We start from the raw sequence: 23386 nt of genomic DNA, 5'->3' as shown, positions 1-23386 counted from the left end.
AAAATCCCGTCCTTCGAGGAAGAAGGAGAAGGATGATGCGAAGCAGGCGACATCAAAATCGCGACCAACTCATTCTGCAGTTGGAGCGCCAAAATCTTCAGGTTCCGGCCGTCAAGAACGTCAAAGGGTTGGTGGAAGCGCTAGCGGATCTTCTGCTGGAAGCTTTGGAAGCGAACAGAATGACGAAGACGGGAGGCGTTGATGAACACGAAGATCACGCCTGACCATCTTGGCCGCGCCGCTGTGGTCTATGTCCGCCAGTCCACAATGACTCAGGTCACCGGCAATCTGGAAAGTCAACGCCGGCAGTATGATCTGGCTGGAGCTGCCGCAACGACCGGCTTCGCATCGGTGAGCGTAATCGATGACGATCTTGGCCGCTCCGGTTCAGGCAGCATGGAACGGCCTGGATTCGAACGGCTTGTGGCACAGGTTTGCTCCGGCAATGTAGGAGCGGTCTATTGTATCGAGGCATCTCGCCTGGCGCGCAATGGCAGGGACTGGCATCATCTGATCGACCTTTGCGCGCTTGCGGGGACGCTGGTCATCGATCCGGATGGCGCCTATGATCCGCGGCTCGTCAACGATCGTCTGCTGCTTGGATTGAAAGGCACGATGTCGGAGTATGAGCTTAGCTTGATGCGTCAGCGCGGCATCGCCGCACGTGATTCTAAGGCAGGACGCGGGGAACTGCGGTTCATGCTGCCGCCGGGCTTGTGCTGGAGCGAAGTGGGCAAGATCGAGATTGACCCGGACGAACATGTGGCAGAGACGATCAGGCTCGTTTTTGCCAAATTCCGGGAGCTGGGAAGTGGACGACAGGTCTTTTTGTGGCTGCGGTCGGCCGATATCAAGATGCCGGTTGTTCTGCGCAATGTCGACGTCTGCAAGCTTGTCTGGAAGGCGCCGGCCTACCACAGCGTCATGCAGATTCTCCACAATCCACTCTATGCAGGCGCCTATGCCTTCGGAAGACGCGCGCAGCGAACGCGGATCGTCGATGGCCGCGCTCGCAAGGCTACGGGGGTGCGCAAGCCGAGGGACGAATGGAGCGTGCTGTTGCGCGACAATCATCAAGGTTACATCAGTTGGCGGGAGTATGAGGAGAACCACAAGCTTCTGACCGAGAACGCGCACATGAAGAAGAATTGCGATCGCAAGTCAGCGCGTGGCGGTCGTGCCCTTTTGACGGGACTGATGCGATGCGGTCGCTGTGGCCGAATGATGCGCGTCTTTTACGGCAGCGCAAAAGGCAACGCCCATCGCTATCAGTGCCGCGGCGACGATGCTCACGTGGGTGTCGGCCTTTGTATCGGCATTGGCGGCGTCAGGTCGATCGCGCCGTTGCGATGCAGATTTTAGAAGCGGTGTCGGACCGTGCTGTCGAAGCGGCAATCTTCGCCTCGGATCAAGTCGAGCGGTCCCGAAGAGATGTCATTGCGGCAATCGAGCGGGACCTCGAAGGCGCACGCTACGAAGCGCTGTTGGCCAGTCGCAGGTATGAGCTTGTGGACCCGGCCAAGCGGCATGTTGCACGCGAACTGGAGGCCCGATGGAATGATGCCCTGGAGCGAGTAGGCGTGCTTGAGCGCAAGATCAAGGACCTGTCTGCACTGTCAGCAGCACGCCCCGTCATCGATCGTGGCCGTCTCCTGCAGCTTGCCCAGGATTTGCCGACCGTATGGAATGCACCCTCCACGGAGACGCGAACGAAGCAGCGGCTCATCCACATCCTGGTTCAGGAGATTATTTGCGATCTCGATGATGCGACCAACGAGGCGGTGCTCCTGATCCATTGGACCGGCGGTCGGCACACAGAGGTACGTGTGGCGCGCGTCAAGACCGGAAGATATCCTGCCGAGCTCGCACCATCGGCCGTCGAGGCACTGCGCAAACTAGGCGGACATTGGCCAGATCGGGAACTCGCGGTCTCCCTCAATAGGATGCTTTGCAAGACAGGTGATGGCGAGAGCTGGACGACCGTGCGTGTTCGTGACATGCGCGAGCGCCTGGGAATTCCCGAATATGATGCGACCAAAGTGGACGTACCGATGATCAGCTTGATGAAAGCGGCGGAGAAACTCGGTATTTGCGTCGGATCGGCCAAAAGCCTGGTGCAGAGAGGAATTTTGCCTGCAACGCAAATCCTTCCCGGCTCGCCGTGGATGGTTCCCGTCGAAGCATTATCCTCGGAAGCCGTCCGGATAGGGGTGCAGGGTGTCGTCGATCGACGCCCCAAGTTTTATGAAGATTATCAATACGATAAAGTCGTCCGGTTGCCCGGAATCTAATGGAGGGATGCATTATGAAGCGCACTGTGCCCGTTTGGCCCGGAAGACGTAAAGCGCGCCGTTGAACGGTTATGTGGCGCGCCACATAACCGTTCTTATGCGTCGAGCGAGATTATGTGGCGGAGCCCGTCTCGGCGCCAGCCGAGGCCTGCCAAATCTAGAATTCTCCGCCACATAATATTCAGATGCTGTTCAGCAGTTGCAGAACGGCGTCATTTGGTCGGAAACGCACGCCGAGATCGCCGGAGACTCCAGCCTTCTCGAGTCCTTTGCGCATCATTTCGACATCCGCGGCGGCATAGCGGTGGGTCGTGGCGACCTGTGCGTGCCCGAGCCAGGCTTGGATCGTCAAAAGGTCCACGCCCGACTGGAGAAGCTTCATGGCAAGTGAGTGTCGGAAGATGTGCGGCGATATGGGCTTTTGGGCCAAGGCAGGCTTGATGGTCACGGCCTGGGCCGCCGCACGCCGCACGATATGGGTTGCTCCGAAGCGCGTCAGGCGCTCTTGGCGGGCGCCGATAAAGATCGGTCGTGGCTCGTGGTTCGCAATACCGTGCTCGGCCAACAAGGCTGTCAGTGCTCTCGCCAGATCCTGAGGAATGGGGATGACGCGGTCTCTGCGCCCTTTGCCGCGCAGCAGCACTTGCGGGTGCGACCGCTCCAACTGAAGGTCGTTTGCGTTGACGCCGGTAGCTTCGGAGACCCGCGCGCCGGTCCGTGCCAGGAACAGTAGAAACGTACGGTCACGCCGACCACGGGACGTCCTTGGATTGGGCGCCGCAATGAGGGCGTCCACTTCGGCCTTGGTGAGGTGGTGTGTCACCTCGATGTGCGCCCGTTTTATGGGAATCGTCAGCACGCGTTGGGCGACACCGAAGGACGCCGGGTCGGCGGCTGCGACATGGTGGAAGAAGGATCGTATCGCCGCAAGGCGGGCATTGCGCGTGGCGACGGCATTGTTCCGCTTCTCTTCGAGTTCGTCGAGAAAGGCGAGAACGAGGTCTCGATCGAGATCTTCGAGTGCCAACGCCGCCGGCTTCTTCCGCAGCCGGGCGGCAGCAAAGAGGATCAGCATGCGCAAGGCGTCGCGATAGCTGGCCACGGTCGCGGGAGTGGCGTTGCGTTGTTTGGTCAAGCGCCGGCGAAAATAGGACTCCAAGAGCGGCGCCAGGAGTAGGTGTTCACTCATGCTGCGCCTCCATCGAGGAAGGCGCGCTCCGCCGCCATGGCGAGAAGATCCACCGAGCCAGTGAGGTAGTAGGCTGTGTCGCTGTAGCTGGCGTGGCCGAGATAGGTGGCGAGCAACGGGAGCAGCGCCTGGACGTTGGCGCGCTGCTGGTGCCAAAGGCTCAGGCGGGTCACGGCAAACCGGTGCCTCAGATCGTGCGGCCGCAACGGCTTGCCGTCATCAAGGCCGGCGAACTTGCGGACCTCAGCAAAACCGTTTTTTAGGCCGGTCGCAGAGAGACGGTTGCCACGGGAACTCAGAAAGAAGGCCTGGTCCTTAGGCTGAGGAAAAGCTGTGTCGCGCTCACGCACGTAGTGGCGAAGGGCAGCCTGGGTCGTCGTGTGAACTGGAACGAGACGGTCCTTGCGGAACTTCGTCTTCCGAACGAGGAGAACCCCGTTGGTCAGATCGACGTCGGTACGATCAAGCCTGACCACTTCGCCCGATCGCAGTCCCGAGCTTGCCAACAATCCGATCAGCGTCGCCATCGTGCGCCCCCTGAGGGGGATGTCTGGGGAAATGCGGGCGCATGCGTCGATGAGCGACGCCAACTCTGACTCGCTGAGGATCCGCGGAGGCGGAATCGCCCTGGACCTGGGAAATACTCTGCGCTCCAAGGTCTCGGTTTGGGCGTCATAGACGGCGAGGTACTCGTAGAATCGGGTGAGCACGCCGTGACGAGTGGCGCGGCTGTTGGCGGCGCCGCCAAACGACAGGACGAAGTCCAGCGCCATCGTTCGGGTGGCGGGCGCATCGAACTGAGCGCGTTCAACGTAGCGGACGAAAGCCCGCAACGTGCCGGCTTGTTTGCTGAAAGAGTAGCCGAGCGAGTGGCGCAGTTCGATGTAACGCTCAGCCTTCTCGCCGAGGAATCGGGCAAAGGCGGTCATGCCGCGCCTCCCGGAAAGGGGAGTGCGACCTCGGCGAGCTGCGAGGTCGCAACCTTCACGTACAGCGCCGTTGTGTTGATGCTGCGGTGGCCAAGAAGATCGGCGACCTCGTTGATCGGCCTTCGCTGCCCGACAAGCTGGGTAGCAAGGCTGTGGCGCAGGAGATGTGCACCTGCGACCCGCCCGAGTTCGACCCCGCCATGCCGCAACCGCTTCCGCACGATCCTTGAAACAGGCGCCGCACACTTGAACGGTCCCATCGGCGGCGTGAACGACAGAAACAGATACGGACTATCCACCTTCGGTCGAGCGCGCAGGATGTAATCGGCGAGTGCGGCGCCGGTCTCCTCGAGGAGTGGCACCACCCGATCACGCTTGCCTTTGGTCCGCCGGACAAAAACCTCGCCAGTACGCCAGTCGATATCGCGAAGCCGAATGGCGCGTAACTCGCCGTTGCGAATGCCCGTGGTGGCGAGCAGCAGCAGGACGGCTCGATCGCGGATGCCGACCGGCGTCGTTGCGCCGATTGCATCGATCGCGTGCCGAACGTCATCCCATGCAAGGCGCGGCGGCAAATGCGCCAAACGCCAAGAGGGCGTCCTTGGGACGATGCGGGCGAGATCTTGGTGATGGCGACCAGCCCAATATAAAAACCGAAGAAATGTTCGAATGTGAGAAGTCGCTGCCGTGCGACTGCCGGAGGTTGCCGATAGCGACAGCCGATGCTCGACAGCAGCAAGGACCTGCTCAGCCGTCAACGCCTCGAGGTCCTGGTCGGGATGGTCATGGCGGAACCAATCCAGAAAGCGGCGGCCGCCCAGAAGAACGCCTTCGCGGGTGTTCGGCTCCAGCCCCCGTACCCTATGCAGATAGTCCGAAAAGGAGGCCAGAAGCGGAGCATCCGGATCATCCTCTTCACTTGGAACAGCAATAATGAACCGCTCCGGAGCCACTCGCCGTGCGTGTCCTAGCGCCGACATTGCTCCAATGCGCGGCGTATCCGTAGGAAACGTGCGCAAATAGCTATCGACGACATCTTGATGGATCGGCATCGGACCGCAGCATGCCCCGGCAAACCGGCTGAAGCGCGCAATTCGGCTCAGATAAATCTTGGCCGACGCTCGTTTGTAACCAAGTCTGAAAAAATGCTCCGCGAGGCGATCCATCTCGCCACCGAGCGCACCACTACGCAGGCGCTTGAGCACCCCACCATACGAAAAATAGAACTCGAGCATCTTGCCTCTCCGGAGTAGCGGCGCAGGGGGATCCCACACCCATCCGAGAGGCACGAAATATTATGTGGCGCAGAATTCCAGACCCGGCAGGCCCCGGCTGGCGCCGAGACGGCCTCCGCCACATAATCTCGCTCGACACATAAGAACGGATCATTGCCGGCATCCCGCACCAGCGACAGCAAGCTGTCCGGCCCCTTGCGGAAGTCGACCGGATGACTGGCGAGGAACACCTTTACGCCGGATGGGATCATGCCGACCGCACCGCTCGGATCACCCGCTGCAAGTGCGCCTCACTGACGTCAGCGCGAGCACGCACGATCACATCGCCAATGACGATCTCGATCACCGCTTCGCCAGCAGACGCCGCGACTACCTCGCAACGCGCCGGTTCCGTGGGAACCTTCCGAGCGTCTAAGGCTGCACGACGCCAGCCAAAGAGCTGCGACGGGTGAATGCCGAGCCGATGAGCGATCGCCGAGACGCTCGCGCCTGGCTCCAATGCATCCGCCACCGCCCGTGCCTTGACCTCATCCGACCAGCGCCGGCGAAGCTGCCGCGGGGCACCCTCAAGGCGGTCGGCAACAGCTTCGATCATATGGAAGGTTCTAGTTCCAGAACTAGGCGCAGACATAGAAGCTCACAGCAGCTCATCGTGTCCGCTACCGATATCCCACCGCTCACCCCTTCCGCCAGACGGGGTCTGCTTGCCGCTTACGATTTTCCTGAATTTAAAGCCCCATTAAATCTCAGTCGGCGGCGCGCACAGATATTTTCACTACAGCACCACGTGCTGAGAGGTGGTACATTTAGGTAGATAGTTTAGTGTAATATATTTATTATGCAGTAAGCCTCTCTCTGATAGCGTGGTTATACATGCCAGCAAAGATTGTTCCTGTCATCCTTGCAGGAGGCAAGGGCACCAGGCTTTGGCCGCTGTCACGTGCGACGGCTGCAAAACAATTCTTGCAGATGCTAGGTGAGAAGACCCTGTTTCAGGAGACCTTGCAGCGAGTATCCGATGCATCGATCTATGAAGCACCACTCGTCGTAACTAACAAGGACTACCGTTTTTTGGTTGCCGAACAGGCGCGCGAGCAAGGCATCACGCTTTCAGGCACCGTGCTGGAACCTCTGCCCCGTAGCACCGCCGCCGCGATTGCTGTTTCCACTCGGATCTTGGCCGATCGGTATGGTGACGACGCATTAGCGCTGGTTCTGCCGTCTGATCACGCGATCAAAGCCGACGGAACCTATGACGCGTGCATCCGTAAAGCTTGTACTACCGCTGCAGCGGGTAAGCTGGTGACGTTTGGTATAAAACCGTGCGGCCCAGCAACCGGCTACGGCTACATCGAACTTGGTGGCGACCTCGGCAATGGCGCCCACGCTGTTAATCGTTTCGTGGAGAAGCCGGACGTGGAAAAGGCAACTGAGTTCTTGAAAGCCGGCAACTATTACTGGAACTCGGGTATGTTCTTGTTCCGTGTGGGCAGCTTCATCGCCGAGCTGCAGGAGTATGCACCCGAAGTCCTGTCGGCTGCCTACGCAGCGGTGGATCGCTCGGAAGTTGATGCTGACTTTCTGCGCCTTGAGTACGAGGCATTCAGCCGGGCTCCTTCAATCTCGATCGACTACGCTGTGATGGAAAAAACGAAGAACGCCGCGGTAGTTCCCTCATCCATAGATTGGTCTGATCTCGGCACTTGGGACGCCGTATGGAAGATCAGTGAACGAGATCCAGAAGGCAACGTGATACAAGGGAATGCGACGGTCCAGGGCACTAGAAATTCGTTGGTCATGTCTCGCACAATTCACCTAGCTGTGCAGGGTCTTGATGGTGTCGCCGTTATCGCCAGCGAAGACGCAGTTCTCGTCGGGCGTCTAGACGATGCCCAGGAGATTGGCAATCTGGTGAAACGGCTTGCAGCTGACAAGGATACAGCTCGCTTCACTGAATCGCACCCAACGTCACTGCGGCCATGGGGTGGCTACACCATCATGTTCATCGGTGACGGGTTCCAGGTTAAGAAATTGTTCGTGCACCCTGAGAAGATGCTCTCACTGCAGCAACACTTCCACCGCGCAGAGCATTGGATCTGCGTGAAAGGTATTGCTGAGGTGACCATCAATGACACGGCGACGATCTTACACGAGAACCAATCGATCTACATTCCACAGGGTTCAGTCCATCGGCTAAGCAATCCTGGCAAGATCTTTCTTGAGATGATTGGAGTTCAGGTCTTTTTTGGGCGAGGATGACATAGTGTGCCTCGTTGACGCTGAACCTGATCAGAAATGCTGCCTTCCGCGCACTCACCATCGGCGATGTCAAGCCACGGCCAGGTGTGTAGACTTTTCGCGTAAGCCCGCGGCGACGACCTGTTGGATGTCCGTTGACGATCCATGCCGCGAAACGAGGATGTTCCGCTCGTCGAAAGGCTGATTAGGCCACGATCGAACATCAGTAGGCGGTCCCGGAAAGCGCGATACCCTTGCTAAGGTTATCAGGACCGACGGCTGCGACGGGCGAGTGAGCGCAGCAACCACTTCGACACGACCATCGCAATCACTCAGCTTCAGTCCGGTGGTCGCGCATCCCCTATCGTAGGCTTTGACGAGAAGGCAGCGCAAAGACTGTCAAGCGAATCGAGGAATTGACCCCTCCTATTGCCTCACCCAGGAATGTTACCGAAGTTTGGTGCGCTGAGCCCATTATCTTCTCCTGCCGCGGCGGGGGAAGATAACGGCGCGCGCTTCATCCAGTCTCCATCGAGAATAATCTGCCCGGCTGTTTCGATACGCCAAGCCTTAACGGCCATTTGCACCGTCCGCAGGCTTTTCTTGGTGAAGCGTGACGGATCGGCGCTCATGAGGCGCTCTAGGACCGAGGCGGCCGAGACCGCCGGATCCGCCTCAAGCCACGCTCGAACCTGGGGCTCGAATGGCTCCAGCATGCTTGGCCTTTTCGGGTAAGGCTTGGTCCGACGATATGGCCTCCGATGTGTCGGCCGTTTCTCGCCAACCTGCCAGGCTGTCTTCAGGCTCAAGGTGAAGCGTTGCAGATCGACGGCGACCGGTTCTTCGGATCTGGCGTTTAGGCCACGTCGATCGACCCGCTTTCCGAGCTCCTCCTGGGCGGCGCGGATCCCGGCAAACAGTATCACTGGATCCGCCCTTCCAACATCGCCTGCAGCCGATCCTTGTCGGCCTCGGCCACACCGGAATGGGCCAGCACCCGCGCAACAGGGCGGCACGGGCGGATGGTAGCGTTTGATCACACGAGCGCCGATCCGTGTCTTCTCCCGCAACTTGAACGAAGGTTGGAACAGGTTGCCATGCAGACGCACCACCTCATAGAGGCGAGCCAGTGCTGTCGTCGCCTCCGCGCCGACGAACCCTTCCGTAACCGACCAGCCTTCGCACGATCGCACCGTTCTTCTGCTCGACCCAGGCTTGATCGTTCTTTCGATACGCGCGCGAACGGGTCACCTCCAAGCCCTGGCTTCGACACCAGCAGACCACCAGTTCGTTCATGAAGGCACTGTCATTGTCGAAGTCGACGCCAAGCAGCGGAAACGGAAACTGCGAGCGGGCCTGCTTGATGGCAGCGATCACGAGGCCGCTTTCGCGCGTCCGCACCGGCACGCACTCGGTCCAGCCCGTGGCGATATCGGTCAGCACCATCGTCTGCACGAAGCTGCCGGACGAAGAGGTGCCCGAATGGGCCACGAAGTCGACCTCGACGTAACCGGGCAACGGATCGTTCCAGTCCCCGAAAGTGCGCACCGGGACCGACCGGCGAACCGCGGAACTCATTCCGGCACGCCGACGCTGGGCACCGCGAGCCACCACACGTACCCCTGACAGCAACCGATCCATCGTCGCTGCACTGACCATTAGCAGTTTATCGCGAAGCTCGCTGTTCAGCTCGAGCCGACCGTGACGCTCAAGGGCTGGCAGTAAAATCGGAATCAGCGGCTTCAGGCGTTTCGAGCAAAGACGATCGGACGCTTCCCAAAGAGCCACCAGCGCTTCCCTGACGTCGGGACCATACTGGACAACATACTGCCGGGCGGAAGGCGGCTCGGACGGGCTTGGCGATCAGCTTAGTGGCCGACCTGTTCTGGCCTTGCAGTAGGGTGGCGGCCTGCTTTAGCTCGGGAGGAGCCAGCAGTTAGTCTTAGTCTAGCACCATTTCTGGTTGCGATCTTGCCCGACATTTTACACTCGCCGCCAACAGCGGCGACAATTCGCCATACCCAGTATTCAAGATTTCCGCATGGGTGCGCGGCTTGCCTTGGTCGTAGTACGCGAAAACGCTCGGGATATCCTCCCGCAAGTTCACGACCCAGCTTGTGAAGGTCATGTCGGACAGCAGGCCGTCTATGATACAGTGTTGCAGGTCGACGCCATTGCCATGGACGTTGAAAATTGGCGGAGCACCGTCTTCCTTGAACTCACCGATACGCATCTGATGGACCAGGTAGCGAACTTGACCTGGTGGGGCGTGACCATGGGTTGCGGTTCCCAGCGTTCTTGATCACCGCTTTGAGCTAAAACGTTCGGTCAATGGTGCTTCAACCGTCAGGGTTTTCGACGTCGTTGGCGAAGGCCTCCTTGGTCTCGGTCACGCCCTTACGTCGGCCAACCAATAGCGGCAGGTTTGGTTGTTTGCGGAATCGATGTCGATAAGGGAAAGACAGACGCCGGCGTCGGTGACGCATCGATTTCTGCGGTGATGCTGACCACCTGAGTTGCCGAGCGCTTGCTGAGGCCATATGACCTGTAGCTCTCTGGGTGACACAAGCATGCTCCCGAGGAAGTACGATTAGTAAACCTAATATGGGTGACGCTCGACCGCGCTGTCCGCTGGGCCGCTAGTTAACTCAACTCTGACAGCAGATTGGCTTTCTCCCTCTTCGCACCGGGGCCCCACGATTGCCTGCGCAAGCTCCGCCGGATCGGACGCGCCCGTCCCGCCCCGCCACTCCCCCGATCGCATCTGCACCGGTTACCGCACCGCACGGAGCCACGTCATTGAACAATTAACCATATGAATTAATGTTTGAAATTTCAGAAACAGAACCTAATGGCGCCAACGTTTCCGTCATCCGGACGCCAATTTTCACGCGCCATCATTATCGATAGTATTCAAGTATCGATAGCGAGCCATCTGAAGGTGATTTCCTTGCCATCTGGAGCCAAAATCGTTATCTTCGAAGGGATTCGATCGAGGAAACGCAATGTCCGAACCGCAACTGTCCGTCCGCAGCACCAAGGCCCGGGATCTGGCGCACGCGCTGGCGCGCCGCACGGGTCAGCCGATCAACAGGCTCGTCGAGCAGGCGCTCGAGCACTACGATCTGGAACTACGCCAGCAGTCTGCCCGGACGCCGATCGACGTCCTGTCGGACTTGATGGCCGAAGGCCGGCGTGCGGTCCCGGCCGGCACGACCTCCGCGCATGACGATTTCTACGACGAATACGGTTTGCCGCGATGATCGCTGTCGATACGTCGGCCATTCTGGCGATGGCGTTGGCAGAGCCGGAGGCCGAACGATTCACGGCGTTGGTCGGTCGGGAGGCAATTGCGATCGGCTGGCCTACCCTGCTGGAGGTGCGTATGGTGCTGACAGGCAAAGGATTTCCCAACTCTTCGGACATTGTCGATCAGCTTGTCGAGCTGCCCAACGTCGCGGCGATTGCTTTCGACGAGGCGCATTACCGGGAAGCGGAAAGAGCGTTCGACCGCTTCGGCAAAGGTCGCCATCCGGCCACGCTCAACATGGGCGACTGTTTTTCCTATGCTGTTGCGAGGATCGCCAAGGCGCCGCTGTTGTTCAAGGGGAACGATTTTGGCCAGACGGACCTGAAAATTCACCCGGCATCATCCGGTTGAGGGACAATTGCCGACCAAGCCCGAAATGATCGACAAACATAGAGCGGCGGAATCGGACAGCCAAGCGGTCCACCGCCGCGCCGAAGAACTCGACGTGCTCGACGCCATACTGCCCTTCGACCGCCGCGACCAGCTCGCCGCGCTGCTGACTGACGACGACGTCGCCACACTCAAGCATCTGGCTCAGGAGGGCATGGGCGAGAATACGCTACGCGCGCTGGCCTCCGATCTCGGTTACCTCGAGGCCTGGTGCCGCCTTGCCACCGGCGCTCCCCTCCCCTGGCCGGCGCCGGAAAGCCTGCTCCTGAAATTCGTCGCCCATCACCTCTGGGATCCGGTCAAGCGGGCCGAGGATCCCTCTCATGGAATGCCGCCCGATGTCGAGGCGGGATTACGCGCCGAGCGCCTGCTCAGGACCCCCGGCCCGCACGCGCCGGGCACGGTGCGCCGGCGGCTGACCTCCTGGTCGATCTTGACCCGATGGCGAGGCCTGACCGGCTCTTTCGGTGCGCCATCGCTGAAGAGCGCGCTGAGGCTGGCGGTGAAAGCCAGCAGCCGGCCGCGGCAACGCAAGAGCAAGAAGGCGGTAACCAGCGACGTCCTGCGAAAGCTTCTCGAGGCCTGTGCCAGCGATCGGCTGGTCGACTTCCGTGACTGCGCGCTGCTGTTGACCGCCTTTGCCTCCGGCGGCCGTCGCCGTTCGGAGGTGGTGGGGCTTCGGGTCAAGGACCTCGAAGATGAGGAGCCGGTGCGCGCGGATCCGAACGACAAAACCTCCCCTCCCCTTCCCTGCCTCAGCATCCGCCTTGGCCGCACCAAGACGACTAATGTCGACGATGACGAACAGGTGCTTCTCATCGGCCGCCCCGTGACCGCCTTGAAACGGTGGTTGGCGGAAGCCGGGATCAACGACGGGCCGATATTTCGGCGTATCGATCAATGGGGCAATGTCGACCGCCGTCCACTGACGCCGCAATCGGTCAATCTGATCCTGAAAGGTCGTTGCAAACAGGCGGGCCTTGATCCGGCGCTGTTTTCGGCACATGGGTTGAGATCCGGATATCTGACCGAGGCCGCCAATCGCGGTATTCCGCTGCCCGAAGCAATGCAGCAGTCGCTGCACAAATCGGTGACCCAGGCGGCCAGCTATTACAACAATGCGGAACGGAAGAATGGACGAGCGGCCCGGCTGATCGTCTAAGCAGTACTATGCGCCGAAGAATGCATCGGCTCGTTTCTCGAACGACTGCCCGCTAACGGCTCTTAGGACATTTTTGCCTCCGCGAGGTCCCGGGGAGTAACCTGGAACCGACTGGCGCGACACTGGGAAAGCATATCTGGCACTCTGCGAGCGGCGGCCAGCGTTCCCGACATCGCTGAACCGCCTCACCATTCGATCGCCTCCTTCGGCGATTGAATACTCAAGCGTGCAGATCTTTGGATCGGTTGCCGCTGTGAACGGTCTCGGCCTTTACGCCGCACCCTTTTGCGGGGCGATCGCGATGGCGGAGAGGTCGGTCTCCGGGTTAACCGGCGTTTTCGCTTCCTTGCGCTCTGAATAGCGGTCGACCAATTGAGCCGAGTGCGGCCGCAGGAGGATCGTAAAGCGGACGAGTTCCTCCATTACATCGACGATGCGGTTGTAGTAGCTGGAAGGCTTCATGCGCCCGTTCGCATCGAATTCCTGGAACGCCTTGGCGACGCTCGACTGGTTTGGGATGGTGTACATGCGCATCCAGCGTCCAAGGATACGCAGCGTGTTGACTGCGTTGAAGCTCTGCGAGCCGCCCGACACCTGCATGACAGCGAGGGTACGGCCTTGCGTCGGACGGATGCCGCCCATGTTCAGCGGCAGATGATCGATCTGCGCCTTCATGAGTCCGGTGATCTGGCCATGGCGCTCTGGTGAGCACCAGACCATTCCTTCGGACCAGATCGCATGCTCACGGAGCTCCTTCACGGCCGGGTGATCGTCGCCCTTGACCTGGTCGGGCAGCGGCAGGTCCGAAGGGTCGAATATGCGGGTCTCCGCGCCGAAGTACTCGAGAATTCGCGCCGCCTCCTCTACCGAGAAGCGGGAGTAAGAGTGCTCGCGCAGCGATCCGTAGAGGAGCAGGATGCGGGGCTTGTGGTCCATCGCACCGAGGCCTTCCGCCGGATTGCGATGTGCGTAGGCAGGGTCGAGAGCCGGCAGGTGGTTGATGTCGGAAACGGTGCGCAATCTCATTTCAGGGTCTCCTATGCTTCAGACAACCGCGGGAGCCGTTTCGGCGAAGTAGCGGCGGCCGAGCCACAGTGCGAGCTGCACCAGCAGAATCAGCACGGGCACCTCCACCAGCGGTCCGATGACCGCGGCGAAGGCCACTGGCGATGCAAGACCGAAGGCGGCAATGGCAACCGCGATCGCCAGTTCAAAATTGTTGCCCGCTGCCGTGAATGCCACGGCGGTGGTGCGCGGATAGTCGGTGTCGATCAGTTTCGCCATGAAGAAGCTGACGGTGAACATAATGACGAAGTAGATCGTCAGGGGGATCGCGATCAGGACGACATCGAACGGCAGCCTTACGACATCGCCGCCCTTCAGACTGAACATCGCCACGATGGTGAACAGCAGCGCCGCAAGGGTGATTGGGCTGATCTTCGGAAGGAAGGCGTTCTCGTACCAGTCCTTGCCCTTTGCCCTCGTAAGAATGCGACGCGACAGGTAACCGGCGAGGAACGGTATCCCGAGATAGATCAGCACTGCTTCGGCGATCGTCCAGAAGGACACGTCGATCACGCTTCCTTCCAGGCCGAAAAGCGGCGGCAGAAAAGTGAGGAAGAACCAGGCGTATATGCTGAAGAAGAGTATCTGGAAGATCGAATTGAAGGCGACGAGACCTGCAACGTATTGATTGTCGCCGCGGGCAAGCTGGTTCCAGACGAGAACCATGGCGATGCAGCGGGCGAGACCAATCAGGATAAGGCCCGTCATATATTCCGGATAGTCGCGCAGGAACAACACGGCGAGGCCGAACATAAGCACCGGGCCGATCAACCAGTTCTGCACCAGGGAGAGCGTTAGTATGTGCTTGTCGGCAAAGACCTGATGGAGTTCCTCGTAACGCACCTTGGCCAGCGGCGGATACATCATCAGGATGAGTCCGATCGCGATCGGAACGTTAGTAGTCCCGACGGAAAGACCGTCGAGGGCTGCCGGCAAGCCCGTGAACACGGTGCCGAGCACAAGGCCGAGCGCCATGGCGGCAAATATCCAGACCGTAAGATAGCGATCGAGAAACGAGAGGCGGATTGTGGGTTGGGCGGGACGCAACTGCGTTCTCCTTGAAAATGAAGTCCGGTGCGCAGCCTCGATCGAGGCGTCGCTTCGCTTGCTCTGGTCTGCTCTGCTTCGGCTAGACGCGCCGGCCGCTCGCGTCGACGACGACCTGGCCGTCTTCCTTCGCGAAAGCGCCCTTCTGCTCCTGGGGCAGGATCTCAAGGACGACCTCGGAAGGTCGGCACAGCCTGACGCCAAGCGGCGAGACGACAATGGGGCGGTTGATCAGGATCGGATGCTGCAACATCGCGTCGAGGAGCTGGTCATCGGTGAGAGCCGGATCGCCGAGGCCGAGTTCTTCGTAGGGTGTACCCTTTTCCCGAACCAACTCGCGAACGGGTATACTCATACGGACGACGAGCTGCTCCAGCAGCCGCCGGCTTGGCGGAGTCTTCAAATACTCGACCACATGCGGTTCGATTCCGGCGTTGCGTATCATCGCCAAGGTGTTCCGAGACGTGCCGCAATCGGGGTTGTGATAAATGACGATGTCGATCGGCTCTTTCATGCGACGTCGGGCCTCTGTGCAGTGGAACCTTCCATCTGGCCGATCTCGTGCAGTTTTGCCGTCAAGCTGAGCCGCTCCAAGCTTTCCACCGGGAGCGCTGCGAAGGCGGCAATGCGGAGTTTCATGTAACGAAGCGTCGTGGCGAACGCGACGCGCTTCTCGGCGTCTGTCCCCTCGACGGCTGCCGGGTCTTCGACGCCCCAGTGCGCTGTCACGGGCTGTCCCGGCCAGACGGGGCAGGCCTCGCCCGCGGCATTGTCGCAGACGGTGAAGACGAAATCGAGTTGGGGAGCGCCGGGCACGGCAAATTCGTCCCAGCTTTTCGACCGAAGCCCTTCGACGGGATAGTGGTGGCCTGCGAGCGTCTCGATGGCGAACGGATTGACCTCGCCCTTGGGTTGGCTCCCCGCGGAATAGGCATTGAACTTGCCGGCTCCGTCCTTTCGCAGAACGCTTTCTGCGATGATCGAACGTGCGGAATTGCCCGTGCAGAGAAACATCACATTGAACGTCGTCTTGGTCATCCGGTTACCTTTTCCTTTGAACGACAGGGATTGAGTTCCTCGATCAGCGGAGCGCAGAGATCGGCATCCCCTCCGCAGCAATCCTTGAGGAGAAAAAGGGTGAGATGGCGCAGACGCGAAACATCCGCGCGGTAAACGATGAGGCGGCTGCGGCGTTCCGAAGACACCAAGCCCGCCCGAGCAAGAATATTCAGATGCGTCGACATGGTGTTGTGGGGGACCGCCAAGGTGCGCGCAATATCGCCGGCGGGCAGCCCATTGGGCTCATGCCGGACAAGAAGGCGGAAGGTCTCCAGCCGGGTCGATTGAGCGAGCGCCGCAAGGGCCAGAATTGCATTTTCCTGTTCCATATGTCGAGAATACTCGAAATGTGGACAGTGTCAAGCGTCAATGCCGTGGACCATCGCCTTCGAGGCACTGGGCAACGTGAACACCGTCCCATACGCGGAAGCGACTCTCGGAATTGATCGGAAGTGCAGGTAAGTGGATTGCAGGACTCCTCTTTAATAGCTAAAGCGGTGTCGACATTCATGTGGAGGACATCGCCGTGGCGAACGCACGTAGAATCGCAATTCTCTCTGCTCTTCTGGCAGTGATGGCAGGAGGCCCCGCTCACGCCCAGGACAGCAAGACGCTGACGATCACCGACGACCGTGGCGTGAAGGTGGAGGTACCGCTTCAGCCGAAACGCATCGCCTCGATCTCCTACTTCGCGGATGACGTGGCTCTTGCCCTTGGCATCAAGCCCGTGGCGAGCACCTATATGACGGCGGGACGGGAGCCGGACTTCCTCCTCGGCATGACGGCAGGCATGAAGCAGATCGGCCAGCGGGCCAAGCCAAACCTGGAACTTCTTGCGGAAGCCAAGCCCGACCTGATCGTCGCCATCCGCCGCTACACCGTCGGCAATGCGCCGCACCTCGAGAAGATCGCCCCCTATGTCGCTTACAACATGGAGCTTTTGGACGGGAGCGACCGTGAGATCGCCGAGCTCTCGAAGATCCTCGGCAAGCCCGAGCGCGGCCTCCAGTTGAACAAGGAGTTCCGCGAGCACCTAGCGGAATTCGCCGCCGGGGCTCCGAAGGAGGTGAACCCTCGCTTCGCGATCATGTGGGGTGGCGAGACGCCGTTCGCATTCCACACGGAGAACACGGCTGCGTCCATCGTCGCGGCGATTGGTGGCGAGAACATCGCCGGCAACATGACGCCGGGCGGCGAATTCGGCGTCGATCTCAGCCTGGAGACCATGCTCGAGAAAGACCCTGAAGTCCTCTTTATTTACGACTCGGGCCCCGATCGCCCGCATGAGAACAACCCGATCTGGCAGGAACTGACGGCCGTCAAGAACAATCGGGTGTTCTATGTCGGCGACCAGTGGGTCGAGACCAACGGCCCCATCGCGCGCGAAATCGTTCTGCGCGAGGCCGCCCACTACCTCTATCCCGACGTCTTCCCTGCCGTGGACGTGAAGGCGGAAGCCGCCAGGATCATTCCCGCCGAGGCTCAGAAATAGCGGACGAGCGATCGCGACGGCGATGGGCACCCGGAAATCCTCCATATCCATAGGCCTCGTCTTCGCGGCGACCTTGCTGATCGTCCTCGTCGGGCTGCTGTTTGGGGCGCGGACACTTTCCATCGACGCCGTTCTGCGCGTGCTCTTTGCTCCCGACGGCAAGATCGAGTCGATCCTGGTTTGGACCCTGAGGCTGCCGCGAAGCCTGGCGGCCGCCGTCGCGGGTTCGGGCCTCGCTGTCTCGGGCTATCTGCTGCAGGCACTCACCCGCAACCCGCTCGCCGATCCGGGGATTACGGGCGTCACCGCCGGCGCCGTCGCGCCCATCGTCGGCTGCTTCGTCTTGCTGCCATGGTTTTCATCCGCCTACTACCCGTTCGTAGGCCTCGCGGGCGGTCTCGCCGCCGCTTGGGTGACGTTCTGGGTGGCACGCGGCGGAACCGGGCGCCCGCTTCATCTCGCCCTCGCGGGCGTCAGCGTGTCGCTGTTTCTCGGGGCGATCACGATTTACATGCTGCTCCTGGCGGGGCCGCAATCGACCGCACTGCTGTTCTGGCTGTCGGGCGGCTTTGCCGGACGCACCTGGTCGCACCTCATCCATATGCTTCCCTGGGTGGGCCTTGGGGTAGTGGGAGCGCTGTCGCTGCACCGGGTAATCGCCATGTTCGCCCTGAGCGATCACGCCGCCGCCGGAATGGGCGTGCAGCTTCATTTCTGGAAACCCGTCCTGCTGCTTCTCGGCATCTGTCCGGTAGCGGGCGTCGCCCCCGTTGCAGGCCCCGTCGCCTTCGTCGGTCTGGCAGCCCCGCATATCGCCCGGCTCCTGCGGCCCTCGGGAACTGCGTTTGAGATCGCGCTCACGGCGGCCATCGGGGCGCTGATGGTGACCTGCGCCGATTTCATCGCTCGCACCATTGCTATCCCGAAGGAGCTTCCCGTCGGCATCATCACCGCGCTTCTCGGCGGGCCGATTTTCATCTATCTCATCCAGCGAGGACGCGTCGGTATCGAGGGAACGACCGCATGACTCCAGTCCCGCTCGGCCTTACCCGACCGAAACCGTGGCTCCTGCCCGCGGTCATTCTGCTGGTCCTGTTCTCGTTCGTCGCCGCTGTGCTCCTTGGCGTGGTCGACATTCCCGCAGCGGACGTCGCCTCGGTTCTGGCCGGCAGCGGTTCGCCTGAAGCACGTTCGATCATTCTCGACATCCGTCTGCCACGTATCGTCACGGGCATCCTTGCCGGGATTCAGTTCGCCGTCGCAGGGCTATTGCTCCAGACGATTACCCGAAACCCTCTCGCCGATCCGTCACTGATGGGGGTGTCGCAGGGCGCGACTTTGACGGTCACAGCGTTCTTGCTGTTCACCGTCTACATCTTTAATCCCGGTTCCAACACCGTGGCCGAGCTGCCGATCGCATGGCTGCCGCTGGCGGGAATGGTTGGTGGCATCGCGGCGGGAGGAGTCATCTACATTATGGCTTTCCGGCTCGACCTCAGTCCGCTGAGGATCACCCTCTGCGGGATCGCGATTGGGGCGGTTCTGCACGCGCTCGCCATAGGACTGATCGCGGGCTGGGGCTCGGCCCGCATCGAAATCATTCTCGAATGGCTCTCCGGAAGCCTTTATGCGCGCACATGGGATCACGCGATCTTCCTGCTGCCGTTTACGATCGCCGGCCTGGCCGCCCTCCCTCTGATCTATCGTCCGCTGGTCCTCTTGCAGTTCGACTCCGCTGTCGCCCGTTCCTTTGGGCTCTCCTATCGCAAGCAGTTTTCGCTTGCCCTGCTCGTATCCTGCACGCTCTCCGCAAGCGCCGTGGGGGCAGTGGGCCCGATCGTTTTCGTCGGGCTCATGGTGCCGCATCTGGCGCGCTTCCTCGCAGGGCGAGATTTCCCGCTGGTGCTTCCCCTGACGGTCGTCCTCGGAGCGGTCATCGTCACCCTCGGGGACCTGATTGGTCGTCTGGTCGGGCAAGCCGAAGAAGTGCCGATCGGAGTGGTCACTGCCATCGTCGGGGTGCCGGTACTGCTCGCCCTTGTACGCAAAGCTCCCTGAGATCGCCCATGCCTCTGAGATGTACGCAATTATCGGTTAACTACGGTCGCCGGAAGGCGCTGAACGGCTTTCGGCTATCGGTGGAGAAAGGCGAAATCCGCACCCTTATTGGGCCGAACGGCTCTGGAAAAAGCACGGCACTACAGGCAATGGCAGGCTTGATCCGGCCCGCGGAGGGGCAGGCGAAGATCGGGGATGTCGCGGTGACTTCGATGTCGCGGCGCACCATGGCCAAAAAGCTGGCCTTCTTGCCGCAGCAGCCCTCCGCCCCCGACGAGATGACGATCGCCCAGCTTGTGCGGCAGGGGCGCTTTCCTCACGTCGGGCTCTTCCGCTCCTACGACCATAAGGACGAGGCGGCCATCGAATGGGCGCTTGAAAGCACCGGCCTTACGCGTCTGGCGAATCGAACGCTTCAGGAGCTCTCAGGCGGCGAACGGCAGCGGGCGTGGATATCGGCGGCGCTGGCGCAGGAGGCAGCCATCCTTCTGCTCGACGAGCCGACGTCATTCCTGGACATCGGATATCAGGTGGAGGTTCTGGACCTCGTCCATCGCCTCAGCCGAGAGAAAGGCGTGACGATCGTCATGGCGATTCATGACATCAACCAAGCGATTGCCATCAGCGACCGCATCTCGCTGCTGGAGAAAGGCGAGTTGCGCTTCGACGGGGAGCCGAAGGCGCTGGCCGAAAGCGGCCTGATTGAAAAGACATTCCGGGTGAAGGGGCGGTTCGTCGAGGTTGCCCCGGACAAGCCGCCGCATTTCGACGTCGAGCTTACGCGCTTCCTGCGTTCCGGCGCTTGATCAGGCGGAACACGATCTTGGTCTCAGTGTAATAGTTCAGGGCATCGGCAAAATCCGGAGTCCAGCCATCCTCGACGAATGGAATGTATCCGTCATACTCCAGCTTCCGGCCGGAGACCTCGAAGCCAGCCCTCGCAAAGGCGCGGCAGTAATCGGAAATGGAGCGATCCTGGACGACGGTGTTCGTGCGCCTCGCCACGAGCTCGCGCCATTTCGGCCAGAGCGGGTTGTCCGTGTGGCAACCGGTAACGGCATAGTACACTCCACCGGGCTTCAGAGCCTTGAAGATGTCCGCGGCATGGGCGTCGATGTCCTCGAGGAGGTAAATGACCTCATGGCTGATCGCGAGATCGAACTCGTCGACCCAGCCTTCGAGCGTTCCACCAACAGCGTGTTGGACGGGGATGTTGCCCTTGAGAGTCTCGGCCTTTGCGATGGATTGCTCTGCAATGTCGATGCCGAGCGCCTTGCGGAACGGCCTGATCGCATAAAGATGCCGCAGCAGGCCGCCTTGGTTGCAGCCGAAGTCGAGGACGTTCTTTTCCGAAAGATCGCGCTCGACGATGAGCCCTACGAGATGCCGCCAGATCGGGGCGTGTCCGTCCGCCATCCTGTCTTCCGCGTCCAGGTCGACGTACCATGTGGTGATGGTTTTCTGTGCCTCATGGCTCATATGCCGTCTCCCGTGCGATTCTTCTGATGCGACTCTCATAGGGTCGCCAGAACGACGTGGATAGGTCAAATCGAAATGAATTCGACCTCGATATTCCGGATGAGTGCCGCCGATAACAACGCCGCCCTTCGGCATTCGGAGCGCATGCCGGAGTCGCGACGAGGAGCTACGATCATCGCAATCGCCGGCCCTCATGAGTGGCGCGGCATGCGATCCTCTTAGCCCAGGACGTGAACATCCCGGGAAGACGGCCTGCAACCGCCTCGTGGAGGAAGGCTGAACTCGTTTGGGCGGCACCTCACGGTGAGCGCCACATTCCAATCGACGCCAATTGACATGCCCGGTTTGGGCACCGCCATGCGCCTCAAAAGTAAAACTCGGTGAAGGACAGGTTCTCGGCCGAAATCTCCGTGAGGGTGACGCCCTCGATCAGGATGCCGGCATCGTGGAACCCGTCGAGCATGACGAAGACGCCGTCCTGCGTGTCATGCGCGGCCGCCAGGAAATCCGCGTAGCTGCGGATCGATGCGATCTCGCCATCGGCGTCGATGGCGAAGCTGAGGATGTCGCCCGCCAAAGCGCTGAAATCCGCGATGCGGTCGACGCTATCGGTCTCAAGGGACGAGACAGACCACTGGAAGATGTCAGCATCGCCGCCGCCGTGCAGATAATCGGCTCCCTCCTGGCCTGACAGCCGGTCCCTGCCCGTATGTCCCCACAAGTGATCGTCACCCGAGCCGCCACTCAGATCGTCGGCTCCAGCTTCGCCCCGCAGATCGTCGGAGCCGGCGCCGCCAAGCAGGCGGTCGTCGCCAAAATCGCCGGAAAGAAAGTCGTCGCCGTCGCCGCCGAGCAGGCGGTCGTTGTCATCGCCACCGAACAGGCGGTCGTCTCCGGCCCGTCCTTCCAGAAGATCGTCACCGAAAACGGCTGAGAGCTGATCAGCCCCGTCGGCGCCACGCAGCGTATCGTCAAGATCGCCCAATCTCCCGCTCGACACGGTGAAGCTCTCGATGTCGGTCCATGTCAGCCCGGTCGAGATCGATCCACGCGTCGCGTCGAAATCGACAGGCCCGAGCAGATGGGACACTTCGAACGCGAGGTGATCGTTGCCTTCCCCCCCGTCGACACTGCCCGAGCTCCCCGCTCCGATCCGGTCATCCCCTGTGCCGCCGTCGACGCTGTCCGAGCCCCACGCCCGGATCTGGTCATTCCCCGCGCCGCCTCTGATCGTTGCCGGGCCGCTGCCGGAGAAACGCGAAATCCGGTCGTCGCCATCGCCGCCGTCGATGACGTCGCGACCGTCGAAGCTTTCCACGATGTCGTTGCCCGATCCGCCAAAGAGCCGCCGTCCATTCTGTCATCGCCGGCGCCGCCCTCGAGGATATCATTGCCGGCTCCCGCTCTGACATTGTCATCCCCGTCGCCGCCGGACATCGTGTCGGCTCCGCTCCCGCCGGACAGGCCGTCAATCCCCGCCCCGCCGAAGAGGCGGTCATTGCCGGCATCGCCGCTCAGGCCGTCATTGCCGTCTCCGCCCGACAAGACGTCATTGTCCAGGCCGCCGTTCAGGTTGTCGTTGCCGTCTCCGCCTTCGATTCGATCGTCACCCGCACCGGTATTGGCGAAGAGATCGTCGAGGCCGCCGGCGATCACCGTATCGTCGCCGCTTCCGGTCCAGACACGGGCCGTCTCGAGGTTGCGCAGGACCGTGCCGGTCGATGCACTGCCCGCGGCGAAGTCGATGGTGACGCCATCCGCGTCTTCGGAATTGTCGATTGTCACCAAATCCCGTCCGGCGCCGCCATCGATCATAGCCGAAGACAGCGTCGTGGTGATGGCGTCGGACCCGTCACCGGTCACGATGACATCGTCGCGCGTACTGCCGTAGACGATGTCATTTCCACTGCCGGTGAGCAGCTCAAGGCGCTCGATATCCCGGAAGAAGACATGCTGGGCCGTCGAGGGATCGCGGCCGATCATGGCGTGACCCTGCGGACCGTTGAAGATCACGTCCTCCGTCGCCAAGGAGGCATTGACGGCGAGGGTATCGTGGCCAGCGCCGCCGGTGACCGCGCCGCCCGTCCCGGCGAGGATCAACCGGTCGTCGCCGTCGCCACCGTCGAGGCGGTCATAGCCGCTTGTGCTCCTGACGACGTCGTCTCCCGCACCGGCATCGATAAGGTCATCTCCGCCACCGCCATCGATGTCGTCATTGCCGGCAAGGCCCCAGATGCGATCCGTCTCGTCCGTCCCGCGCAGCGTATCGCCCCCGCCCGTCCCCACGATCTTCGTCATGAAACCGCTCCCCCCAGCTGAGACACGAGGCGTCCGGATAGACAGGCTGATACCTCATAGTTGATCGCGGAAATATAGTTCCGCTTCTCTGCAAGTTCAATTGTAATAATAATCTGATATTATATTTAATTATGATCGAAATTT

At 60.9% G+C, this 23386-nt stretch carries 24 protein-coding genes and 3 pseudogenes; 11 read left to right on the top strand and 16 right to left on the bottom strand.

The features are described 5' to 3' along the window. The first annotated feature begins 35 nt into the window (after window positions 1–35). Genes AC6CIG_RS19945 through AC6CIG_RS19935 form a run of 3 tightly spaced genes read left to right on the top strand, consistent with a single transcriptional unit; the run spans window position 36 to window position 2291 of the window. Window positions 36–224 (top strand): hypothetical protein, encoded by a 189-nt coding sequence (locus AC6CIG_RS19945; protein ID WP_203530131.1) that lies wholly within the window; start codon window positions 36–38, stop codon window positions 222–224. Then, a complete protein-coding gene (locus AC6CIG_RS19940; RefSeq protein ID WP_498323637.1) occupies window positions 202–1362 on the top strand; it encodes a recombinase family protein in 1161 nt (386 codons plus the stop codon). The genes AC6CIG_RS19945 and AC6CIG_RS19940 overlap by 23 nt, the downstream gene beginning before the upstream one ends. Continuing rightward, window positions 1350–2291: a hypothetical protein gene (locus AC6CIG_RS19935; RefSeq protein ID WP_498323635.1), complete on the top strand. Its 942-nt coding sequence runs from the start codon at window positions 1350–1352 to the stop codon at window positions 2289–2291. Before AC6CIG_RS19940 ends, AC6CIG_RS19935 begins: the two co-directional genes overlap by 13 nt. Window positions 2292–2472: 181 nt before the next feature. Here AC6CIG_RS19935 and AC6CIG_RS19930 read toward each other — a convergent pair whose 3' ends face one another. The 4 genes from AC6CIG_RS19930 to AC6CIG_RS19915 all read right to left on the bottom strand — a co-directional run bounded on the left by AC6CIG_RS19930 (window position 2473) and on the right by AC6CIG_RS19915 (window position 6239). Next, complete coding sequence (locus AC6CIG_RS19930; protein WP_498323633.1) at window positions 2473–3480, bottom strand: tyrosine-type recombinase/integrase; 1008 nt, start codon at window positions 3478–3480, stop codon at window positions 2473–2475. Beyond that, entirely contained in the window at window positions 3477–4409 is a 933-nt protein-coding gene (locus AC6CIG_RS19925) for a tyrosine-type recombinase/integrase (RefSeq protein ID WP_498323632.1), read from the bottom strand. The genes AC6CIG_RS19930 and AC6CIG_RS19925 overlap by 4 nt, the downstream gene beginning before the upstream one ends. Beyond that, window positions 4406–5644, bottom strand: coding sequence for a site-specific integrase (locus tag AC6CIG_RS19920; RefSeq protein WP_498323630.1), 1239 nt, complete (start codon window positions 5642–5644; stop codon window positions 4406–4408). Before AC6CIG_RS19920 ends, AC6CIG_RS19925 begins: the two co-directional genes overlap by 4 nt. 247 nt (window positions 5645–5891) lie before the next feature. Continuing rightward, window positions 5892–6239, bottom strand: a complete 348-nt coding sequence (locus AC6CIG_RS19915) for a transposase (RefSeq protein WP_498323628.1) — start codon at window positions 6237–6239, stop codon at window positions 5892–5894. Between the two features lie 278 nt (window positions 6240–6517). Between AC6CIG_RS19915 and AC6CIG_RS19910 the strand changes: the two are divergent. Next, window positions 6518–7922 (top strand): annotated as a pseudogene (locus AC6CIG_RS19910) (mannose-1-phosphate guanylyltransferase/mannose-6-phosphate isomerase); the annotation flags it as partial. A gap of 394 nt (window positions 7923–8316) precedes the next feature. On the opposite strand, the gene AC6CIG_RS19905 reads toward AC6CIG_RS19910, so the two are convergent. From AC6CIG_RS19905 to AC6CIG_RS19895, 3 genes are all read right to left on the bottom strand, one after another. Then, window positions 8317–8808, bottom strand: a complete 492-nt coding sequence (locus tag AC6CIG_RS19905) for a hypothetical protein (RefSeq protein WP_457813154.1) — start codon at window positions 8806–8808, stop codon at window positions 8317–8319. 187 nt (window positions 8809–8995) lie between these two features. Further along, window positions 8996–9670: an integrase catalytic domain-containing protein gene (locus AC6CIG_RS19900; RefSeq protein ID WP_457813155.1), complete on the bottom strand. Its 675-nt coding sequence runs from the start codon at window positions 9668–9670 to the stop codon at window positions 8996–8998. Between the two features lie 154 nt (window positions 9671–9824). After that, entirely contained in the window at window positions 9825–10115 is a 291-nt protein-coding gene (locus AC6CIG_RS19895; RefSeq protein ID WP_457813156.1) for a hypothetical protein, read from the bottom strand. Window positions 10116–10887: 772 nt separating this feature from the next. Between AC6CIG_RS19895 and AC6CIG_RS19890 the strand changes: the two genes are divergently transcribed. The 3 genes from AC6CIG_RS19890 to AC6CIG_RS19880 are packed head-to-tail and all read left to right on the top strand — an operon-like array spanning window position 10888 to window position 12744. Continuing rightward, window positions 10888–11145 (top strand): type II toxin-antitoxin system VapB family antitoxin, encoded by a 258-nt coding sequence (locus AC6CIG_RS19890; RefSeq protein ID WP_018096619.1) that lies wholly within the window; start codon window positions 10888–10890, stop codon window positions 11143–11145. Next, complete coding sequence (locus AC6CIG_RS19885) at window positions 11142–11543, top strand: type II toxin-antitoxin system VapC family toxin (protein WP_102761949.1); 402 nt, start codon at window positions 11142–11144, stop codon at window positions 11541–11543. Before AC6CIG_RS19890 ends, AC6CIG_RS19885 begins: the two co-directional genes overlap by 4 nt. Before the next feature lie 25 nt (window positions 11544–11568). Next, window positions 11569–12744, top strand: coding sequence for a site-specific integrase (locus AC6CIG_RS19880; protein WP_275598567.1), 1176 nt, complete (start codon window positions 11569–11571; stop codon window positions 12742–12744). Window positions 12745–13014: 270 nt separating this feature from the next. Here AC6CIG_RS19880 and arsH read toward each other — a convergent pair whose 3' ends face one another. From arsH to AC6CIG_RS19855, 5 genes are all read right to left on the bottom strand, one after another. After that, the gene (gene arsH, locus AC6CIG_RS19875; RefSeq protein WP_102764421.1) at window positions 13015–13770 is read right to left on the bottom strand and encodes an arsenical resistance protein ArsH; all 756 of its coding nucleotides are present in this window, start codon (window positions 13768–13770) and stop codon (window positions 13015–13017) included. Between the two features lie 18 nt (window positions 13771–13788). Beyond that, a complete protein-coding gene (gene arsB / locus AC6CIG_RS19870) occupies window positions 13789–14856 on the bottom strand; it encodes an ACR3 family arsenite efflux transporter (protein ID WP_498323624.1) in 1068 nt (355 codons plus the stop codon). Between the two features lie 82 nt (window positions 14857–14938). Further along, window positions 14939–15370, bottom strand: coding sequence for an arsenate reductase (glutaredoxin) (gene arsC / locus AC6CIG_RS19865; protein WP_498323622.1), 432 nt, complete (start codon window positions 15368–15370; stop codon window positions 14939–14941). Beyond that, complete coding sequence (locus AC6CIG_RS19860; RefSeq protein WP_379937790.1) at window positions 15367–15894, bottom strand: arsenate reductase ArsC; 528 nt, start codon at window positions 15892–15894, stop codon at window positions 15367–15369. The genes arsC and AC6CIG_RS19860 overlap by 4 nt, the downstream gene beginning before the upstream one ends. Next, a complete protein-coding gene (locus tag AC6CIG_RS19855) occupies window positions 15891–16244 on the bottom strand; it encodes an ArsR/SmtB family transcription factor (protein WP_498323620.1) in 354 nt (117 codons plus the stop codon). Before AC6CIG_RS19855 ends, AC6CIG_RS19860 begins: the two co-directional genes overlap by 4 nt. A 245-nt stretch (window positions 16245–16489) precedes the next feature. On the opposite strand from AC6CIG_RS19855, the gene AC6CIG_RS19850 reads away from it, so the two are divergent. Genes AC6CIG_RS19850 through AC6CIG_RS19835 form a run of 4 tightly spaced genes read left to right on the top strand, consistent with a single transcriptional unit; the run spans window position 16490 to window position 20271 of the window. Next, window positions 16490–17407, top strand: coding sequence for an ABC transporter substrate-binding protein (locus AC6CIG_RS19850; RefSeq protein WP_498323652.1), 918 nt, complete (start codon window positions 16490–16492; stop codon window positions 17405–17407). 22 nt (window positions 17408–17429) lie between these two features. After that, window positions 17430–18434: a FecCD family ABC transporter permease gene (locus tag AC6CIG_RS19845; RefSeq protein WP_498323619.1), complete on the top strand. Its 1005-nt coding sequence runs from the start codon at window positions 17430–17432 to the stop codon at window positions 18432–18434. Further along, window positions 18431–19465: a FecCD family ABC transporter permease gene (locus AC6CIG_RS19840; RefSeq protein ID WP_498323617.1), complete on the top strand. Its 1035-nt coding sequence runs from the start codon at window positions 18431–18433 to the stop codon at window positions 19463–19465. Before AC6CIG_RS19845 ends, AC6CIG_RS19840 begins: the two co-directional genes overlap by 4 nt. An 8-nt stretch (window positions 19466–19473) precedes the next feature. After that, entirely contained in the window at window positions 19474–20271 is a 798-nt protein-coding gene (locus AC6CIG_RS19835; protein ID WP_498323615.1) for an ABC transporter ATP-binding protein, read from the top strand. On the opposite strand, the gene AC6CIG_RS19830 is transcribed toward AC6CIG_RS19835, so the two are convergent. The 4 genes and pseudogenes from AC6CIG_RS19830 to AC6CIG_RS19815 form a co-directional block, all read right to left on the bottom strand. Further along, window positions 20243–20944 carry a class I SAM-dependent methyltransferase gene (locus AC6CIG_RS19830; protein ID WP_498323613.1) on the bottom strand — a complete coding sequence of 234 codons (702 nt, stop codon included), beginning with the start codon at window positions 20942–20944 and terminating at the stop codon, window positions 20243–20245. The genes AC6CIG_RS19835 and AC6CIG_RS19830 overlap by 29 nt on opposite strands. A gap of 364 nt (window positions 20945–21308) precedes the next feature. Further along, on the bottom strand, window positions 21309–22034 hold the full coding sequence (locus AC6CIG_RS19825; protein ID WP_498323650.1) for a calcium-binding protein: 726 nt from the start codon (window positions 22032–22034) through the stop codon (window positions 21309–21311). A 105-nt stretch (window positions 22035–22139) separates the two neighbouring features. Then, window positions 22140–22262, bottom strand: a pseudogene (locus AC6CIG_RS19820) (hypothetical protein); the annotation flags it as partial. 26 nt (window positions 22263–22288) lie between these two features. After that, window positions 22289–23242 (bottom strand): annotated as a pseudogene (locus AC6CIG_RS19815) (calcium-binding protein); the annotation flags it as partial. Window positions 23243–23386: the final 144 nt, after the last annotated feature.

Source organism: Sinorhizobium sp. GQ132, from assembly GCF_059758575.1.
This window is presented reverse-complemented; position numbering and strand designations above follow the sequence as displayed.

Excerpts from the sequence above, each read along its gene's own strand:
- AC6CIG_RS19945 (WP_203530131.1), top strand. The coding sequence starts at position 36 with ATGCGAAGCAGGCGACATCAAAATCGCGACCAACTCATTCTGCAGTTG.
- AC6CIG_RS19940 (WP_498323637.1), top strand. The coding sequence starts at position 202 with ATGAACACGAAGATCACGCCTGACCATCTTGGCCGCGCCGCTGTGGTC.
- AC6CIG_RS19935 (WP_498323635.1), top strand. The coding sequence starts at position 1,350 with ATGCAGATTTTAGAAGCGGTGTCGGACCGTGCTGTCGAAGCGGCAATC.
- AC6CIG_RS19930 (WP_498323633.1), bottom strand. The coding sequence starts at position 3,480 with ATGAGTGAACACCTACTCCTGGCGCCGCTCTTGGAGTCCTATTTTCGC.
- AC6CIG_RS19925 (WP_498323632.1), bottom strand. The coding sequence starts at position 4,409 with ATGACCGCCTTTGCCCGATTCCTCGGCGAGAAGGCTGAGCGTTACATC.
- AC6CIG_RS19920 (WP_498323630.1), bottom strand. The coding sequence starts at position 5,644 with ATGCTCGAGTTCTATTTTTCGTATGGTGGGGTGCTCAAGCGCCTGCGT.
- AC6CIG_RS19915 (WP_498323628.1), bottom strand. The coding sequence starts at position 6,239 with ATGATCGAAGCTGTTGCCGACCGCCTTGAGGGTGCCCCGCGGCAGCTT.
- AC6CIG_RS19895 (WP_457813156.1), bottom strand. The coding sequence starts at position 10,115 with ATGCGTATCGGTGAGTTCAAGGAAGACGGTGCTCCGCCAATTTTCAAC.
- AC6CIG_RS19890 (WP_018096619.1), top strand. The coding sequence starts at position 10,888 with ATGTCCGAACCGCAACTGTCCGTCCGCAGCACCAAGGCCCGGGATCTG.
- AC6CIG_RS19885 (WP_102761949.1), top strand. The coding sequence starts at position 11,142 with ATGATCGCTGTCGATACGTCGGCCATTCTGGCGATGGCGTTGGCAGAG.
- AC6CIG_RS19880 (WP_275598567.1), top strand. The coding sequence starts at position 11,569 with ATGATCGACAAACATAGAGCGGCGGAATCGGACAGCCAAGCGGTCCAC.
- arsH (WP_102764421.1), bottom strand. The coding sequence starts at position 13,770 with ATGAGATTGCGCACCGTTTCCGACATCAACCACCTGCCGGCTCTCGAC.
- arsC (WP_498323622.1), bottom strand. The coding sequence starts at position 15,370 with ATGAAAGAGCCGATCGACATCGTCATTTATCACAACCCCGATTGCGGC.
- AC6CIG_RS19860 (WP_379937790.1), bottom strand. The coding sequence starts at position 15,894 with ATGACCAAGACGACGTTCAATGTGATGTTTCTCTGCACGGGCAATTCC.
- AC6CIG_RS19855 (WP_498323620.1), bottom strand. The coding sequence starts at position 16,244 with ATGGAACAGGAAAATGCAATTCTGGCCCTTGCGGCGCTCGCTCAATCG.
- AC6CIG_RS19850 (WP_498323652.1), top strand. The coding sequence starts at position 16,490 with ATGGCAGGAGGCCCCGCTCACGCCCAGGACAGCAAGACGCTGACGATC.
- AC6CIG_RS19845 (WP_498323619.1), top strand. The coding sequence starts at position 17,430 with ATGGGCACCCGGAAATCCTCCATATCCATAGGCCTCGTCTTCGCGGCG.
- AC6CIG_RS19840 (WP_498323617.1), top strand. The coding sequence starts at position 18,431 with ATGACTCCAGTCCCGCTCGGCCTTACCCGACCGAAACCGTGGCTCCTG.
- AC6CIG_RS19835 (WP_498323615.1), top strand. The coding sequence starts at position 19,474 with ATGCCTCTGAGATGTACGCAATTATCGGTTAACTACGGTCGCCGGAAG.
- AC6CIG_RS19830 (WP_498323613.1), bottom strand. The coding sequence starts at position 20,944 with ATGAGCCATGAGGCACAGAAAACCATCACCACATGGTACGTCGACCTG.